13 protein-coding genes are annotated in these 14,046 nt (G+C 72.5%); 5 read left to right on the forward strand and 8 right to left on the reverse strand.

What is annotated here, in order from left to right; genetic code table 11:
* Nucleotides 1-76: 76 nt before the first annotated feature.
* The 3 genes from ACZ5Y0_RS06425 to ACZ5Y0_RS06435 all read right to left on the reverse strand — a co-directional run bounded on the left by ACZ5Y0_RS06425 (nucleotide 77) and on the right by ACZ5Y0_RS06435 (nucleotide 3,881).
* Nucleotides 77-1,897, reverse strand: a complete 1,821-nt coding sequence (locus ACZ5Y0_RS06425) for a glycosyl hydrolase family 18 protein (RefSeq protein WP_469127448.1) — start codon at nucleotides 1,895-1,897, stop codon at nucleotides 77-79.
* Nucleotides 1,898-2,005: 108 nt separating this feature from the next.
* Entirely contained in the window at nucleotides 2,006-2,674 is a 669-nt protein-coding gene (locus tag ACZ5Y0_RS06430) for a response regulator (protein ID WP_469127449.1), read from the reverse strand.
* 31 nt (nucleotides 2,675-2,705) lie between these two features.
* Nucleotides 2,706-3,881, reverse strand: a complete 1,176-nt coding sequence (locus ACZ5Y0_RS06435) for a sensor histidine kinase (protein WP_469127525.1) — start codon at nucleotides 3,879-3,881, stop codon at nucleotides 2,706-2,708.
* A gap of 152 nt (nucleotides 3,882-4,033) precedes the next feature.
* Here ACZ5Y0_RS06435 and ACZ5Y0_RS06440 point away from each other — a divergent pair, with 152 nt between their 5' ends.
* Nucleotides 4,034-4,636: a hypothetical protein gene (locus ACZ5Y0_RS06440; protein ID WP_469127450.1), complete on the forward strand. Its 603-nt coding sequence runs from the start codon at nucleotides 4,034-4,036 to the stop codon at nucleotides 4,634-4,636.
* A gap of 7 nt (nucleotides 4,637-4,643) precedes the next feature.
* Here the strand turns inward: ACZ5Y0_RS06440 and ACZ5Y0_RS06445 are convergent, their stop codons facing one another.
* On the reverse strand, nucleotides 4,644-5,216 hold the full coding sequence (locus ACZ5Y0_RS06445) for a cob(I)yrinic acid a,c-diamide adenosyltransferase (protein WP_469127451.1): 573 nt from the start codon (nucleotides 5,214-5,216) through the stop codon (nucleotides 4,644-4,646).
* Nucleotides 5,217-5,661: 445 nt separating this feature from the next.
* On the opposite strand from ACZ5Y0_RS06445, the gene ACZ5Y0_RS06450 reads away from it, so the two are divergent.
* Together ACZ5Y0_RS06450 and ACZ5Y0_RS06455 are read left to right on the forward strand one after the other, a co-directional pair.
* Nucleotides 5,662-5,985 (forward strand): STAS domain-containing protein, encoded by a 324-nt coding sequence (locus ACZ5Y0_RS06450; RefSeq protein ID WP_392240937.1) that lies wholly within the window; start codon nucleotides 5,662-5,664, stop codon nucleotides 5,983-5,985.
* Between the two features lie 244 nt (nucleotides 5,986-6,229).
* Complete coding sequence (locus tag ACZ5Y0_RS06455; RefSeq protein WP_469127452.1) at nucleotides 6,230-8,740, forward strand: ATP-binding protein; 2,511 nt, start codon at nucleotides 6,230-6,232, stop codon at nucleotides 8,738-8,740.
* Between the two features lie 56 nt (nucleotides 8,741-8,796).
* On the opposite strand, the gene nucS is transcribed toward ACZ5Y0_RS06455, so the two are convergent.
* Nucleotides 8,797-9,468 (reverse strand): endonuclease NucS, encoded by a 672-nt coding sequence (gene nucS / locus ACZ5Y0_RS06460; protein ID WP_469127453.1) that lies wholly within the window; start codon nucleotides 9,466-9,468, stop codon nucleotides 8,797-8,799.
* A gap of 308 nt (nucleotides 9,469-9,776) precedes the next feature.
* On the opposite strand from nucS, the gene ACZ5Y0_RS06465 reads away from it, so the two are divergent.
* Nucleotides 9,777-10,169 (forward strand): SCO5389 family protein, encoded by a 393-nt coding sequence (locus tag ACZ5Y0_RS06465; protein ID WP_319260298.1) that lies wholly within the window; start codon nucleotides 9,777-9,779, stop codon nucleotides 10,167-10,169.
* Nucleotides 10,170-10,239: 70 nt separating this feature from the next.
* Here ACZ5Y0_RS06465 and ACZ5Y0_RS06470 read toward each other — a convergent pair whose 3' ends face one another.
* A complete protein-coding gene (locus tag ACZ5Y0_RS06470; RefSeq protein ID WP_469127454.1) occupies nucleotides 10,240-11,268 on the reverse strand; it encodes an LLM class flavin-dependent oxidoreductase in 1,029 nt (342 codons plus the stop codon).
* A gap of 221 nt (nucleotides 11,269-11,489) precedes the next feature.
* On the opposite strand from ACZ5Y0_RS06470, the gene ACZ5Y0_RS06475 reads away from it, so the two are divergent.
* Complete coding sequence (locus ACZ5Y0_RS06475; RefSeq protein ID WP_469127455.1) at nucleotides 11,490-11,822, forward strand: ATP/GTP-binding protein; 333 nt, start codon at nucleotides 11,490-11,492, stop codon at nucleotides 11,820-11,822.
* A 6-nt stretch (nucleotides 11,823-11,828) separates the two neighbouring features.
* Here ACZ5Y0_RS06475 and ACZ5Y0_RS06480 read toward each other — a convergent pair whose 3' ends face one another.
* Both ACZ5Y0_RS06480 and ACZ5Y0_RS06485 read right to left on the reverse strand, forming a co-directional pair.
* A complete protein-coding gene (locus ACZ5Y0_RS06480; protein ID WP_469127456.1) occupies nucleotides 11,829-12,698 on the reverse strand; it encodes an ABC transporter permease in 870 nt (289 codons plus the stop codon).
* Entirely contained in the window at nucleotides 12,695-13,936 is a 1,242-nt protein-coding gene (locus ACZ5Y0_RS06485) for an ABC transporter ATP-binding protein (protein ID WP_469127457.1), read from the reverse strand. The genes ACZ5Y0_RS06480 and ACZ5Y0_RS06485 overlap by 4 nt, the downstream gene beginning before the upstream one ends.
* Nucleotides 13,937-14,046: the final 110 nt, after the last annotated feature.

The following is a 14,046-nucleotide window of genomic DNA, read 5'->3' on the forward strand; positions in this document are numbered from 1 at the left end:
ACGGGGCGTGCGAAACGCCGCGGGCAGGCCCTGGGGCCCACCCGCGGCGTCGCAGCGGGGAGATGCCGGGATGGTTCTACAGGTTGCTGTTGATGGCGCTCACCAGCTCACCGTTCGCGGTGTCGCCGCTGAACTCCCAGAAGAACGCGCCGCCCAGGCCCTGGTTCTTGGCCCAGGTCATCTTTCCGGCGATCGTCGACGGGGTGTCGTAGGACCACCAGTTGGTGCCGCAGTGCGCGTAGGCCGTGCCGGCGATGGTGCCGGTGGCGGGGCAGGAGGTCTTGAGGACCTTGTAGTCCTCGATGCCCGCCTCGTAGGTGCCGGGGGCCGCTCCGGTCGCCGTGCCGCCGGGCGCGGACTGGGTGACGCCGGTCCAGCCGCGGCCGTAGAAGCCGATGCCGAGCAGCAGCTTGGCGGAGGGGACGCCCTTCGCCTTCAGCTTGGCGATCGCGTCGGCGGAGTTGAAGCCCGCCGTCGGGATACCGGAGTACGAGGTGAGCGGCGAGTGCGGAGCGGTCGGTCCGGTGCCGGCCCAGGCGCCGAAGTAGTCGTACGTCATCACGTTGTACCAGTCGAGGTACTGGGCGGCGCCGCCGTAGTCGGCCGCGTCGATCTTGCCGCCGGCGGAGCCGTCGGCGGTGATGGCCGCGGTGATCAGGTAGTTCGAGCCGAACTCGGTGCGCAGCGCCTGGCTGAGGTTCCTGAACGCGGCGGGGCCGGAGGTGTCGCAGGTCAGGCCGCAGGCGTTCGGGTACTCCCAGTCGATGTCGATGCCGTCGAAGACGTCGGCCCAGCGGGGGTCCTCCACGACGGCCTTGCAGGACTTGGCGAAGGCGGCGGGGTTGGCCGCGGCCTGGCCGAAGCCGCCGGAGTAGGTCCAGCCGCCGAAGGAGTACAGCACCTTGATGTGCGGGTACTTCGCCTTGAGCTGGCGGAGCTGGTTGAAGTTGCCGCGCAGCGGCTGGTCCCAGGTGTCGGCGGTGCCGCTGACGGACTGGTCGGCGGTGTAGGCCTTCTCGTACGCGGCGAAGGTGTCGTCGACGGTGCACTGGCCGTTCTTGACGTTGCCGAACGCGTAGTTGATGTGGGTGATCTTCGCGGCGGAACCGGACGTCACCAGGTTCTTGACGTGGTAGTTGCGGCCGTAGACGCCCCACTCGGTGAAGTAGCCGAGCTTGACCTTGCCGCCGGTGGGCGGGGGCTCGGTGGTGCCGCCGGTGGTACGTACGGCGCGGGCGCCGCTGACCGGGCCGGTCTGGTCGGCGGTGTCACGGGCCTGCACCGTGTAGGAGTAGTCGGTGCCGGCGGTGAGGCCGGTGTCGGTGTACGAGGTGGTCGTCACCGTGGCGACCTTGGCGCCGTCGCGCAGGACGTCGTAGTTCTTGACGCCCTTGTCGTCGGTGGCCGCGCTCCAGGCCAGTTTCACCGAGGTGTCGGTGACGCCGGAGGCGGTGGGGGTGCCCGGCGCGGAGGGGGCGGCGTCGCCGGGGACCGAGGTGCCGTCGCAACTGCCGCCGTTGAGCTTGCAGTTGGACGGGGAGCCGGTGCCCGCGCCGTTGAAGCCGAAGGAGACGGAGGCGCCGGGGGCCAGGGAGCCGTTCCAGGACTTGTTCTTGGCGGTCCAGTGGGTGCCGGCGGAGGTGACGTCGGCGTCCCAGGCGGAGGTGACGGACGTGCCGGAGGGGAAGTCCCACTCGACCGTCCAGGAGTTGATGGTCGTGGTGCCGGTGTTCTTCACCGTCCACTTGCCCTCGAAGCCGGCGCCCCAGTCGGAGGGCTTGGCGTAGGTGGCGGTGGCGGACGTCGCGGCCTGGGCCGGGCCGGCGAGGCCGACCAGAGCGGCCAGCGGGAGCAGCAGGGTCGCGAGACCTGCCACGGCTCTGTGTCTGAAGCGCATGCAGCGCCTCCTCTGTGAAAGAGCGGGAGGGGGGTGTGACTGAGCCTTCACACCCACGGTGCCGCGAGAATAGAAAGGTCTGGACCACGGGTCAATAGGTCTGGACCACTATGGGGCGACGCCTCCGGATCCTTTCCGGATCCCCAACTCCTGCGCGAGCACCGCCGCTTGCACCCGGCTGCGCAGCTCCAGCTTGCCCAGCAGGCGGCTGACGTGCGTCTTCACCGTCGCCTCGGCCATGTCCAGGCGCTCCGCGATCCCCGCGTTGGACAGCCCCTCGCCCAGGCAGACCAGTACCTCGCGTTCGCGCCGGGTCAGCGAATCCAGCACCGCCGGATCGGCCTTCGGTCCCGGCTCCGGGCTCGCGGCGAACTCCGCGATGAGACGGCGGGTGACGGCCGGCGCCACGACGCCCTCGCCGCGCGCGACGGTACGGACCGCGTCGATCAGGTCGCTCGCCTCGGTGTTCTTCAGCAGGAACCCGGCCGCTCCCGCCCGCAGCGCCCCGAACACGTACTCGTCGAGGTCGAAGGTGGTCAGCACCAGCACGTCCGCGAGCCCCTCCTCGACCACCTTCCGGGTCGCCGACACCCCGTCGAGCCGCGGCATCTGTACGTCCATCAGCACCAGGTCCGGCCGCAACTCCCGAGCCAGCGCCACCGCCCGCTCCCCGTCGGCCGCCTCACCGACCACCTCCACGTCGGGGGCGCTGCGCAGAATGAGGACCAGACCGGCCCGGACGGCGGACTGGTCCTCGGCGACGAGGACGCGGATCATGCGGGTTCTCCTTCGGCGACGGGCAGGGGGGTCATCGCGCAGGCTCGCCCCCGCTCACGGGCAGCGAGGCGCGGACGGCCCACAGGGTGTCCTCGGGACCGGCCGTGAAGGTACCGCCCAGCAGCGCCGCCCGCTCCCGCATCCCGACCAGTCCGGCCCCGGAGCCGGGGGCCCGGGGGGCGTCCCGGTGGCCGTACGGACTGGTCACCCGCACGTCGAGTACCCCCTCCCGCCGGTCGAGCGTGACGGCGACCGGGCCCGGCGAGGCGTGCTTGAGGGCGTTGGTCAGGGATTCCTGGACGATGCGGTAGGCGGCCAGTTCGACCGGTGTGGGCACCTTGCCGTGGTCGGCGCGCAGGGTGACGTGAAGGCCGTTGGCGCGGGCGCTCTCCACCAGGCCGCCCAGTCCGCCGAGGGTGGGGGCGGCGGCCGGTTCACGTTCCCCGCTGCCGTCCCGCAGGATGCCGATCAGCCGCCGCATCTCGGCCAGTCCCGCCACGCTGTTCTCCCGGATCACCGCCAGCGCTTCCTTCGAGGTGTCCGGGTCGTCCAGGGAGAGCGCGGCCGTGGAGTGGATGGCGATCGCCGACAGGTGGTTGGCGACCATGTCGTGCAGTTCGCGGGCCATCCGCGCGCGTTCGGCGGTGACCGCCTGGGTGCGGTCCATCTCGGCGAGCAGCGCGGTCTGTTCGGCGCGCAGCCGGGCGGACAGGGCGGCGTCGCGGTGGTTGCGGACGATCAGACCGGTGGAGGCGGGCGCGAACGACACGACCCCCACGGCGACCCCGATCAGCAGGGCCTCGGGCACTCGCCAGAGCGCGAACGGCACCACCGTCGCCGCCACCGTGAGCAGCCCGGTGACCCGCGGGACGCGCCGGGCCGAGGCGGGCGTGCCGTACAGCACGGCCGCGTAGACGACGTCGGTGAACATGATCAGTGTGACGACGTTGCCCCGGGTCACCGTGTCCAGGGTCAGGGCGGCCGTGCCGGTGAGCAGCGCGGTGCGCGGGGCGGCCCGGCGCAGCAGCTCGCAGCCGGTCATCGCCAGGAGCGGCACCAGGACCGGCCAGCGGCCGTCGAACAGCACGATCGGCTCGTTGGCCGGGCGGGTGCCCAGGCCGATTCCCCACAGCAGCACGCCGCCGAGCATCCCGGCGGCGGCGACGACGACGTCGAAGCGGTGCGGGCGGGGGAGTCGGACGGCCATGGATCCATCCAACACGGCCCGCGGGCCGCCCGCCTGCTCCCGGAGAACGGTCCGGGACTGCATCCTTCGATGTACCGCGAGTTCGTCGTCGCCGACGACGAACTCGGCGGTCACGGACGCCAGCCTGGAGGGGTGAGCGAGAGGAGCGAACCGTGATCGTCTGGTTGATCGCCGCCTGTGAGATCGGCTTCTGGGTGCTGCTGGCCCTCGGACTGGCCGTCCGCTACCTGCTCGGGTGGCGGCGGACCAGCGTGGTGCTGCTGCTGTGCGAGCCGGTCCTGGAACTGGTCCTCTTCGCCGTCACGGCGGTCGACCTGCGCGACGGCGCCGAACCCGGCTGGGAGCACGGCCTGGCGGCGCTGTACCTCGGCTGCACCGTCGCCTACGGCCACCACACGATCCGCTGGCTCGACGGCCACGCCGCCCACCGCCTCGGTGGCGGCCCGCCCCCGCCCCGGCCGCCCCGCTACGGCCGCGCCCGCGCCCGCCACGAGGCGAAGCTGTGGCTGCGGGCCCTGTTCGGCGGAGCCGTCGCCCTGGCCCTGCTCCAGTGCGCCGTCTGGTACGTCGGCGACTCCGGCGATGTCAGCTCGCTGCGCGGGTTCCAGTGGACGACCGTGCGCGCGGTCGGCATCTACGGCCTGATCGCCCTGTCGTACACGGTCTGGCCCCGCAAGGCCCCGACGGGCGGCGAGGCGGAGGGCGACGCGTCCGGGAAGGACCGGACGGCGCGCACCTCCGCCGGAAACCGCTAGCGGACGCTCAGCGCTCCCCGCCCGGCACCCACAGCACGTCGCCGACCTCCTTGTTGGCCGACCGGGCCAGGATGAACAGCAGGTCCGACAGGCGGTTGAGGTAGGTCGCGGTGAGGGGGTTCATCACCTCGCCGTGCGCCTCCAGCGCGGCCCAGGTCGAGCGCTCGGCGCGGCGGACCACCGTGCACGCCTGGTGCAGCAGGGCCGCGCCGGGCGTGCCACCGGGGAGGATGAAGGAACGCAGCTTCTCCAACTCCGCGTTGAAACGGTCGCAGTCGGCCTCCAGCTTGTCGATGTAGAACTGCTCGACCCGCAGCGGGGGGAAGTCCGGGTTCTCCACCACCGGTGTCGACAGGTCCGCACCCACGTCGAACAGGTCGTTCTGCACGCGGGTGAGCACCTTGACGATGCTCTCGTCGAGCCCGCCCAGTGCGATCGCCGTACCGATGACCGCGTTCGCCTCGTTCGCGTCCGCGTACGCCGCGATGCGCAGGTCGGTCTTGGCGACCCGGCTCATGTCGCCGAGAGCGGTGGTGCCCTGGTCGCCGGTCCTGGTGTAGATGCGCGTCAGATTGACCATGCCGCCAATCTAGACCGTCCCCGGCGCGGCGGACCGTGCCGCCCGTCATGGCTGCCGGACGTCGCCCAGGGGGGCCAATCGGCGCGAATCCGGCACGAATTGACGACGTGACCGGCGTCTCACGCCCTGAGACGTGAAACGCGTTACTAACCGGTCACACAGCGACTCACGCCCGCTAGTGTCCCGCCGAGAGCCATGTGGAGGGGAGTTCGCTCCGCCGGTGCGGAATGCGCCGGATGGTTGACGCCGGTGACATCGGACGCCAGAGCGGGCAGGGCTTCTGCAAGCACTGATACCGCACAGGCCCCATGGGCCTCACCCGTGTGGGTGAATTCGGTATCGGTTCGCTCACAGACGGCAACCTCTGACCGCTTCACGCAGTCAGACGATGCAACACCGGACATTCACCACCGCGGAGCACGAGACGCACGCTTAGGGGAGCGCTATGCACATCAGGGGCGACCACGTCGAGCTGGTCGTCGGGGGCCGCCTCGACGTCCGCAGCGCGGCGGACGCCCGTACGGTCCTGCACACCGCGGTCGACGACGGCGTCGGCGACCTGGTGCTCGACCTGTCCGAACTCGACTCCTGGGACGCCACCGGACTCGGCGTCATCATGGGCGTCCACCGCCGGGCGGGCCGCTGCGGCCGCCGCCTGGTGCTGCGGGGCGTACCACCCCAGATGCAGCGCCTCCTGGTGGCCACCCGACTGCACCGGATCCTCGCCATCGAGGGCGGTATCGGAGTGGAGTCCCTCCCGCGCGTGTGAGACACCTCCGCGGTGGACACCCGAGACGCGCGGACCTTCCCTCCGCGACGCGCGCAATCCTCACCGGACCGTGACGTCTCGGGCGGCGCGGCACCCCGGGCTGTCGTGGATACTGTGCGAAGGTTTACGGTTCGTCTGCCCGCGCCCGCAGCCCTCGAGCGGGCACCGGACCAGAAGCGACAGCGCAGTGTGCAGCGAGGCCGGGAGGGGCTGTCTCCACACCACGCTTTTGGGGGCTTGACCTATGGACCCGACGTACCGGGGACCCGAGGAGTACGGCCGCGACGGCGACGGCCACGCGCCGCGCCAGCGCCCCTCCAGGGACCCCCTCACACCCGACTTCGGACAGCACGGGCCGGCTCTCGCCCGCACCGTGCGACTCGTCGCCGGCGAGCACCTGCTCACCGTCAACCCGGTCGACGGCAGTGAGATCGAACTCTCCCCGCCCACCGAGCGGCCCGAACGCCCCGTCAAGCGCACCCCCGAGGAGCGCGCCGAGGCCGACCAGGCGGCCCGGCCCCCCGCTCCGGCCGGACCCGCCCAGCCCGAACGGCCCCTCCTCGGCCGCCAGGAGGAGCGCGAACAGCTGGTCCGGCTGCTGGCCCGCGGTCGCTCCGTCCGCCTCACCGGACCCGCCGGCTCCGGCCGCACCAGCCTGCTCGACCTCGTCGCCGAGGACTGCGAGGACCTCGCGCCCGACGGCGTGGTGCGTCTCACCGGTCGCCGCCGCACCACCGCGGACCTCCTCCACGACCTCTTCCACACCGTCTACGACGCCCCGCTGCACCGCCCCGACGACGCGGAACTGCGCGCCCTGGTCCGCGAGGTCGGCGCGGTCGTCGTGGTCGACGACCTGGAGTTCGGCGGCGCCGAACTCGACGGGCTGCTGGACGCCACCCCCGAGTGCGCCTTCCTCCTCGGCGCGACCCCCGACACCCCGCCGCCCACCGCCGACTCGGCCGTCGCGGAGGTCACCCTGAGCGGCCTCGACCGCGCGGGCGGCGTCGAGGTGATCGAACGGGCCGTCGGCCGCGTCCTCACCGAGGGGGAGGCCAACTGGGCCGGCGACCTCTGGTTCGAGTCCGAGGGCCTGCCGCTGCGGTTCGTCCAGGCCGGCGCCCTGCTGCGGCAGCGCGACCGACTGCGGGCCGACGCCGCCGCGGTCGACGAGTTCGGGGTGTTCGACGACGCCCGCCCGTCCACCGCGCCCGCCGAAGCCCCCGCCGAGGAGGCCGAGCAGATACCCCTGCCCTCGCTGGGCGAGGCCGCCGCGCCCGCCCCGCTGCTCGCCGCCCGCCTCAGCGACTCCGCGCGTGCCGCCCTGCGCTTCGCCGTCGCCCTCGGCGGCGAGGTCCCGCACCAGGCCCATCTGCCCGCCCTGGTCGGCGACACCCACGCCGACGCCGCCCTCGGTGAACTGGTCGCCTGCGGGCTCGTCTCCCCGGTCGGCGCCCGCTACCGCCTCGCCGCCGGCGTGCGGGCCCAGCTGGAGGCCGCCGGATACGCCGACGACGTCACCGCCCACGCCCGCACCGCCGCCCGGCACTACGCCTGGTGGGCCGGACACCCCTCGGTCACCGCCGCGCGGGTGTGCGCGGAGTCCGACGCCGTGCTCGCCGCCCTCGCCGTGACCGTCCCGGCGACCGAGCGGCCCTCCGAGGGCGAGCGGGCCGCCGAGGGCGAGCGGGCCATCGCGGTCGAGCTGGCCCGCACCGCGGCCCCCGCCTTCGCCGCCGGACTGCACTGGGCCGCCTGGGAGCAGGCGCTGCACGAGGGTGCCGAAGCGGCCCGCCTCGCCGGGGAGTCCGCCGACCGCGCCTACTTCCACCACGAACTGGGCGTCCTCGCCCTCTGCACCGGACAGCTCGACCGGGCCCGCTCCGAGCTGGAGGCCTCCATCGGCCTGCGCGGCTCCCTCGCCGACAAGCGGGGCACCACGGCCGGCCGGCGCGCCCTCGCCCTGGTCGCCGACCGCTCGGGCGACATCCCCGGCCTGGTCGTGGCCACCTCCGGCGAGGAGGTGCCCGACGCCCCCCGCGAGGAGCCGGTGTCCCCGCCGCGCGGCATCACCGCGGCCCTCCCTTCGGCGCCGCCCGCCGGCCCCGCCCTCGTCACCGGCCGGCCCGCCGCCACACCCGCGACCCACCGCGGCCGGGGTGGCCTGCGCGGTCTGGCCAGGCGCAACCTCGTCGCGGCCGGCGCGGGCGCCCTGCTCGTCGCCGTCCTCGGCACGGTGGTGACCCTCGGCGCCACCTCCGGCAACGACCCGAACGCCCCCTCCGACACGGTGGGCGTCAATCCCACCGTCGGCACCGACGCCGGTGGCGACGACCCCGGCGCCGAGACCCCCGGCGGTGACACGGGCGCCGGGGACACGGGGGACGTGACCGCCGCGCCCACCGATCCGGGGCCGGACGGGACGATGGGAACGTCGGACGATCCGACCCCGACGGGGACGGCGGATCCCTCGCCGGACGCGAGCAGCTCGCACGGTGGTGGTGAGCCCTCCGGCTCGGCGAAGCCGTCCCCGAGCAGCTCGCCCTCGGGGACGCCGAGCACGTCACCGTCGCCCACCGGGGGCACCGGCTCCGGCTCGCCCTCGCCGTCGGCGTCCACGACACCGTCTTCCAGCCCGAGCCCGTCGTCCTCGTCCTCGGAGTCCGCCACCGACACCGCGTCGGCCACCGCCCCGACCGGCATGATCAGCTCCTCGACCATTTCGGAGTCGTCGGGCCCGTCGGATCCTCTGATCTGACCCGGGCAAGCCGAGGGGCGGGTCCCGGAAGGACCCGCCCCGTCGTCGTCCCCGCCTCAGAACAGCCGCAGCTTGTCGTCCTCGATGCCGCGCATCGCGTTGTAGTCGAGGACCTGGCAGCCGATGCCGCGGTCCGTGGCCAGGACACGGGCCTGCGGCTTGATCTCCTGCGCGGCGAACACGCCCCGCACCGGCGCCAGATGGGGGTCGCGGTTCAACAGCTCCAGATAGCGGGTGAGTTGCTCGACGCCGTCGATCTCGCCGCGCCGCTTGATCTCGACCGCGACGGTCTGGCCCTCGGCGTCGCGGCAGAGGATGTCGACCGGGCCGATGGCCGTCATGTACTCGCGGCGGATCAGGGTGTAGCCCTCACCGAGGATCTCGATGCGGTCCGCGAGGAGCTCCTGGAGGTGTGCTTCCACGCCGTCCTTGATCAGGCCGGGATCGACGCCGAGTTCGTGCGAGGAGTCGTGCAGGATCTCCTCCATCGTGATGATCAGCTTCTCGCCCGCTTTGTTGACGACGGTCCAGACGCCTTCCTCCGCGCCCGTGCCCTCCTTCAGCGTGCAGGGCGGCGACATCCAGTTGAGGGGCTTGTAGGCCCGGTCGTCCGCGTGGATCGAGACGCTGCCGTCCGCCTTCACCAGGATCAGACGGGGGGCGGAGGGGAGGTGGGCGGTGAGCCGGCCCGCGTAGTCCACGGAGCACCGGGCGATGACGAGACGCATGGTCGGCAACGCTACTCGACACCTCACGCGCCACGCGATCCGCCCACCCTTCTCCCCTCACCACCGGTCACGCCGGTCACGGGAGCGGCACGATTTCACCTGGAAAACGCACGTTCCACGGTGGCCGATACTGCGCCCCATCGCGGCTCCCTATGTGCCCATTCTCCTGGTGCGGTCACGGTCCGTTGCCTAACGTAGAGAACGGGAGGTCGCGCTGCGTGTACTCAGCGTGCTCGGTGCCTGTGCATGGCGAACTCCCCATCCCTGTCCGGCAACCCCTGCGCCTCGGGGGTGCGAGAGGAGTACCCATGTCGCTCGACGTCTCACCGGCCCTACTCGAACAGGCCGAGCGAGGCGAGGTCGACGAAGCAGAATTCGTCGACTGCGTCCGGACCTCCCTGCCCTACGCATGGGAGATGATCAGTTCTCTGGTGGCCCAGCTGAAGGTGGACGGCGGAAGGTTCGCCGACAACCAGACGCCCCCGCCGGACGAGCAGGCACGCGGGCAGTTGCTGCGAGCGCTGGCGAGTGACGCGATACGCGGCGCCCTACAGCGGCACTTCGGTGTACGGCTGGCCTTCCAGAACTGCCACCGGGTGGCGGTGTTCCCGTTGGACACATCGGTCGACGAGTCGCTGTCCCGCTTCACGTCGGTCCGCAGCCAGGTGCTCAACCAGTCCCCGGAGTTCCGGGACTGCTGAGGCTCTCGCTTGCCGCTCCTGACACGGGGGGACCGGCAGGGAGCGGCAAGCTTCTCGGCGGCGGGGCCGCTCACCGGAGGTGGGGGAGGACCTCCGAGCCCAGCCGCCGTACGTTCTCCTCCGTGGCCGCCAGGTCCCCGGAGCCCTCGACGAGCAGGGCGAAACGCGAGATGCCGGTTCGCTCACTGGTCGCCGCGAGGCGGTCGACGCACAGCCGCGGGGCGCCCACCGGGTGCAGCCCGCACAGGAGTTCCGTGTACGCCACCGGGTCCCGCATGCCGCGGGCCCGGCCGTCCACCGTCACATGGGCGTCGAGGCCCTGCTTCAGCCAGCCAGGCATCGCCTTCACCAGCGTCTCCACCGCGTCGGAGCGGCGGTCCGCGATCTGGCAGACGCCCGCCGAGACATGGCCGGCGCCCCGGATCTCGGCCGTGGGCCGCCCGGCAGCGCGTGCGTGCTGCCGCCACAGGGCGACCATCTCGGCCTTCTCCTCGTCACCGATGTGCATGCCGAGCAGCATCGGCAGGCCCCGCTCGGCGGCCAGCCGCACACTCGCCGGGGAGGTGCACGCGACGACCACCTCCGGGCCCGCCGTCTCCGTCAGGGCCTCCGCGGGCCGCGGTACGACGGGCACCTCGCGGAAGCGGAAACGCTCGCCGTCCGCCCCGACGGACGGTTCGCGCAGCCAGCGCACCAGCAGATCGAGCGATTCCGGAAACCCCGACTCGTACGCCTCCAGGCCCGAGCCGAACACCTCCAGGTCGACCCAGGGGCCGCCGCGTCCCACGCCCAGCGAGAAGCGGCCGCCGCTCGTCAGATGGAGCAGCGCGGCCTGCTCGCCGAGGGCGACGGGATGCACGGTGGGCAGCACGCTCACGGCCGTACCCACCCGGATGCGCCGGGTGCGGCCCAGCAGCAGGGCTGCCAGGGTGACCGCGGACGGGCAGGTGCCGTACGGCACGAAGTGGTGCTCGGCCAGCCAGACCGAGTCCAGACCCGACTCCTCGGCGACCTCCGCGGAGCGGACTGCGCGGTGCAGCGCCTCCCCCTGGCCCTGCCCCGGGAACTGGGCCGCCAACACGAAACTTCCAACACGCATGGGACTTTCCTGCTTCCTCGGCTCCGACACGGAGCTCCCCACCCGGCATAACCGTCTGACACGTGCCGAGGACACGGTTCGGTGGGGAGATTTGCGGATTGTCCGGAGAATGGGCCGTCGGGGAGGGCGGCTCCGGGGACCGGTTCGCCACGGGGACCCCTGTCGGCTCCGCGTAGGCTGGTCCGCAATCCTGCACCCTGTATAGCCCCGTGAGGTGTCCCTTGTCTCCGCGTCGCAACCGCCCCAAGGGCGACGACTCCTCCGGCCGCAGCGCCGAGGACGACCGTGCGAGAAGGTACGGCGGCTGGCAGTCCGGCGTCAGCTGGGCGGGCGAGGAGTGGAGCGTGCGGCACGTGGCGGGCGCGAGCGCCGAGGGCAAGACGTACCGCTGTCCCGGTTGCGACCAGCTGATCCCCGGCGGAATGCCGCACGTCGTCGCCTGGCCCGAGCACTCGGGGGTCGACGAACGCCGGCACTGGCACAAGGCGTGCTGGAACGCACGGGACCGCCGCACCCCCGGGGTGCGGCGGTCCCGTAACGCGCCGAGGTTCTAGCCCGGCTCAGACGTCCCGCTTCTCCAGCAGGGCGAAGGCGCCTCCGAGGGCCGCGGCCGTGACGCCCAGGGCGATCCACAGCGGGTCCCAGCCGGCCGGTCCGGTGTCCGTCAGCGAGGTGGAGTAGAAGACGCTGAGCTGGTTCGGGATCGAGTACTCGAACAGGGCCTGGCGCAGGTCCTCCAGCGAGGACGAGAACATGAACAGGGCGATCACCAGCGGCGCCAGGACGAGGCCGATCATGATGGTGATGGCGCCCGCCGAGTGCCGGATGACCGAGCCCATCGCGAGCGAGAGCAGGCCCAGCAGCGCGATGTAGAGGGACACGCCGACGGTGCCCTTCAGCCATTCGCCGGTGGAGGGGTCCCTGGCGTCCGTCAGCAGGGCCACGTCCACGAGAGCGACGAACAGGGACGACACCAGCGTCACCACGAAGGCGACCAGGAAGAACACGACGGCCTTCGCGGCCAGCACGCGGCCGCGTGACGGGCAGGCCACCATCGTGGTCCGGATCATGCCGGTGCCGTACTCCGAGGCGGTTGTCAGCACGCCGAGCGTGATGATGCAGATGCTGCCCAGAAGCAGCCCGAAGAAGCCGAACGACAACGGGTTCTCACCCGCCACGTCACCCTCGGAGGTGTTCGCGGAGACGACCGCGGCGGTCAGCAGCCCGATGCCGACGACCAGCAGGACGAACACGCCCAGCGTCCACATCGTGGAGCGCACCGACCGGATCTTCGTCCACTCCGAGGCGACGGCATGCCCGAGATGCGTGCGCACGACGGGGATCGGCGAGGTGTAGCCGGGGTACGAGGGGCCGGGCGCCGCCTGCCAGGCGGGCGCGGCCTGCGGGGCCGGGGTCTGGGGCGTGCTCATCGGGCGTCCTCGGTCGTGGTCGGGGCGGATGCCTTCGGCTCGACGGCGGGCTGCTCCGAGGCCTGCGGAGCGGCGGCCGGGGCCGCGGGGGGCTGTGCGGGGGCGACGGGCGCCGGGGCGGGGGCCGCCGGCACGCCCGGCTGGGCGTACGGGTTGGGCGTGCCCGGCGCGGCGCCGTACGGCCCCGGCGCGGGCTGCGGGGGCGCGTACCCCTGCTGCGGGGGCGGCGGGGCGTACCAGCCGGGCTGGCCGTGGCCGGGCACCGGCATCGGCGGCTGCGCGCCCGGCGGCAGCGGCTGCTGGAGTCCGGCCTTCTGGTCGGTGGTCGACCGGTAGTCGACGGCCCCCTGCGTCATCCGCATGTAGGCCTCCTCCAGCGAGGCCTGGTGCGGCGACAGCTCCCACAGACGTACGTCCGTGTCGTGGGCGATGTCGCTGATGCGGGGGAGCGGCAGGCCCATGACGCGCAGGGCGCCGTCCTGCTCGGGCAGGACGTGGCCGCCCGCCTCGGTGAGCGCGCCGGCGAGCTTCTCGCGCAGCTGCGGCTCGGTGTGCGGGGTGCGCACGCGCGCGAAGTCCGCCGAGTTGGCCGAGATGAAGTCGGTGACGCTCATGTCGGAGAGGAGCTGTCCGCGCCCGATGACGATCAGGTGGTCCGCGGTCAGCGCCATCTCGCTCATGAGGTGCGAGGAGACGAACACGGTCCGCCCCTCCGCGGCGAGGGACTTCATCAGGTTGCGCACCCAGAGGATGCCCTCGGGGTCGAGGCCGTTGACCGGCTCGTCGAACAGCAGCACCTGCGGGTCGCCGAGGAGCGCGGCGGCGATGCCCAGCCGCTGGCCCATGCCGAGGGAGAAGCCCTGGGACCGCTTCTTCGCCACGTCCTGGAGGCCGACCACGCCGAGCACCTCGTCCACCCGCCGGGCCGGGATGCCCGACAGCTGGGCCAGGCTGAGCAGGTGGTTGCGGGCGTGCCGGCCGCCGTGCACCGCCTTGGCGTCCAGCAGGGCGCCGACCTGGCGGGGCGCGTTCGGCAGCTTCCGGTACGGATAGCCGCCGATCGTCACCGATCCCGCGGTCGGGTTGTCCAGGCCCAGAATCATGCGCATCGTCGTCGACTTGCCCGAGCCGTTGGGCCCGAGGAAGCCGGTGACGGCACCGGGCCGCACCTGGAAGGAAAGGTTGTACACAGCGGTCTTGTCACCGTAGCGCTTGGTCAGGCCGACTGCCTCGATCATGCTCCGCACCCATCGACAGGTTCAGGACAGCGGGGCACACGCCCCCCGTAAGGCTTAGGAGGATATCGAGGCGCTGACGGTTCCGCCCAAATCAAAGTAAAGACCAGAGC

The sequence above is a fragment of the Streptomyces sp. NPDC033216 genome (genome assembly GCF_055577115.1).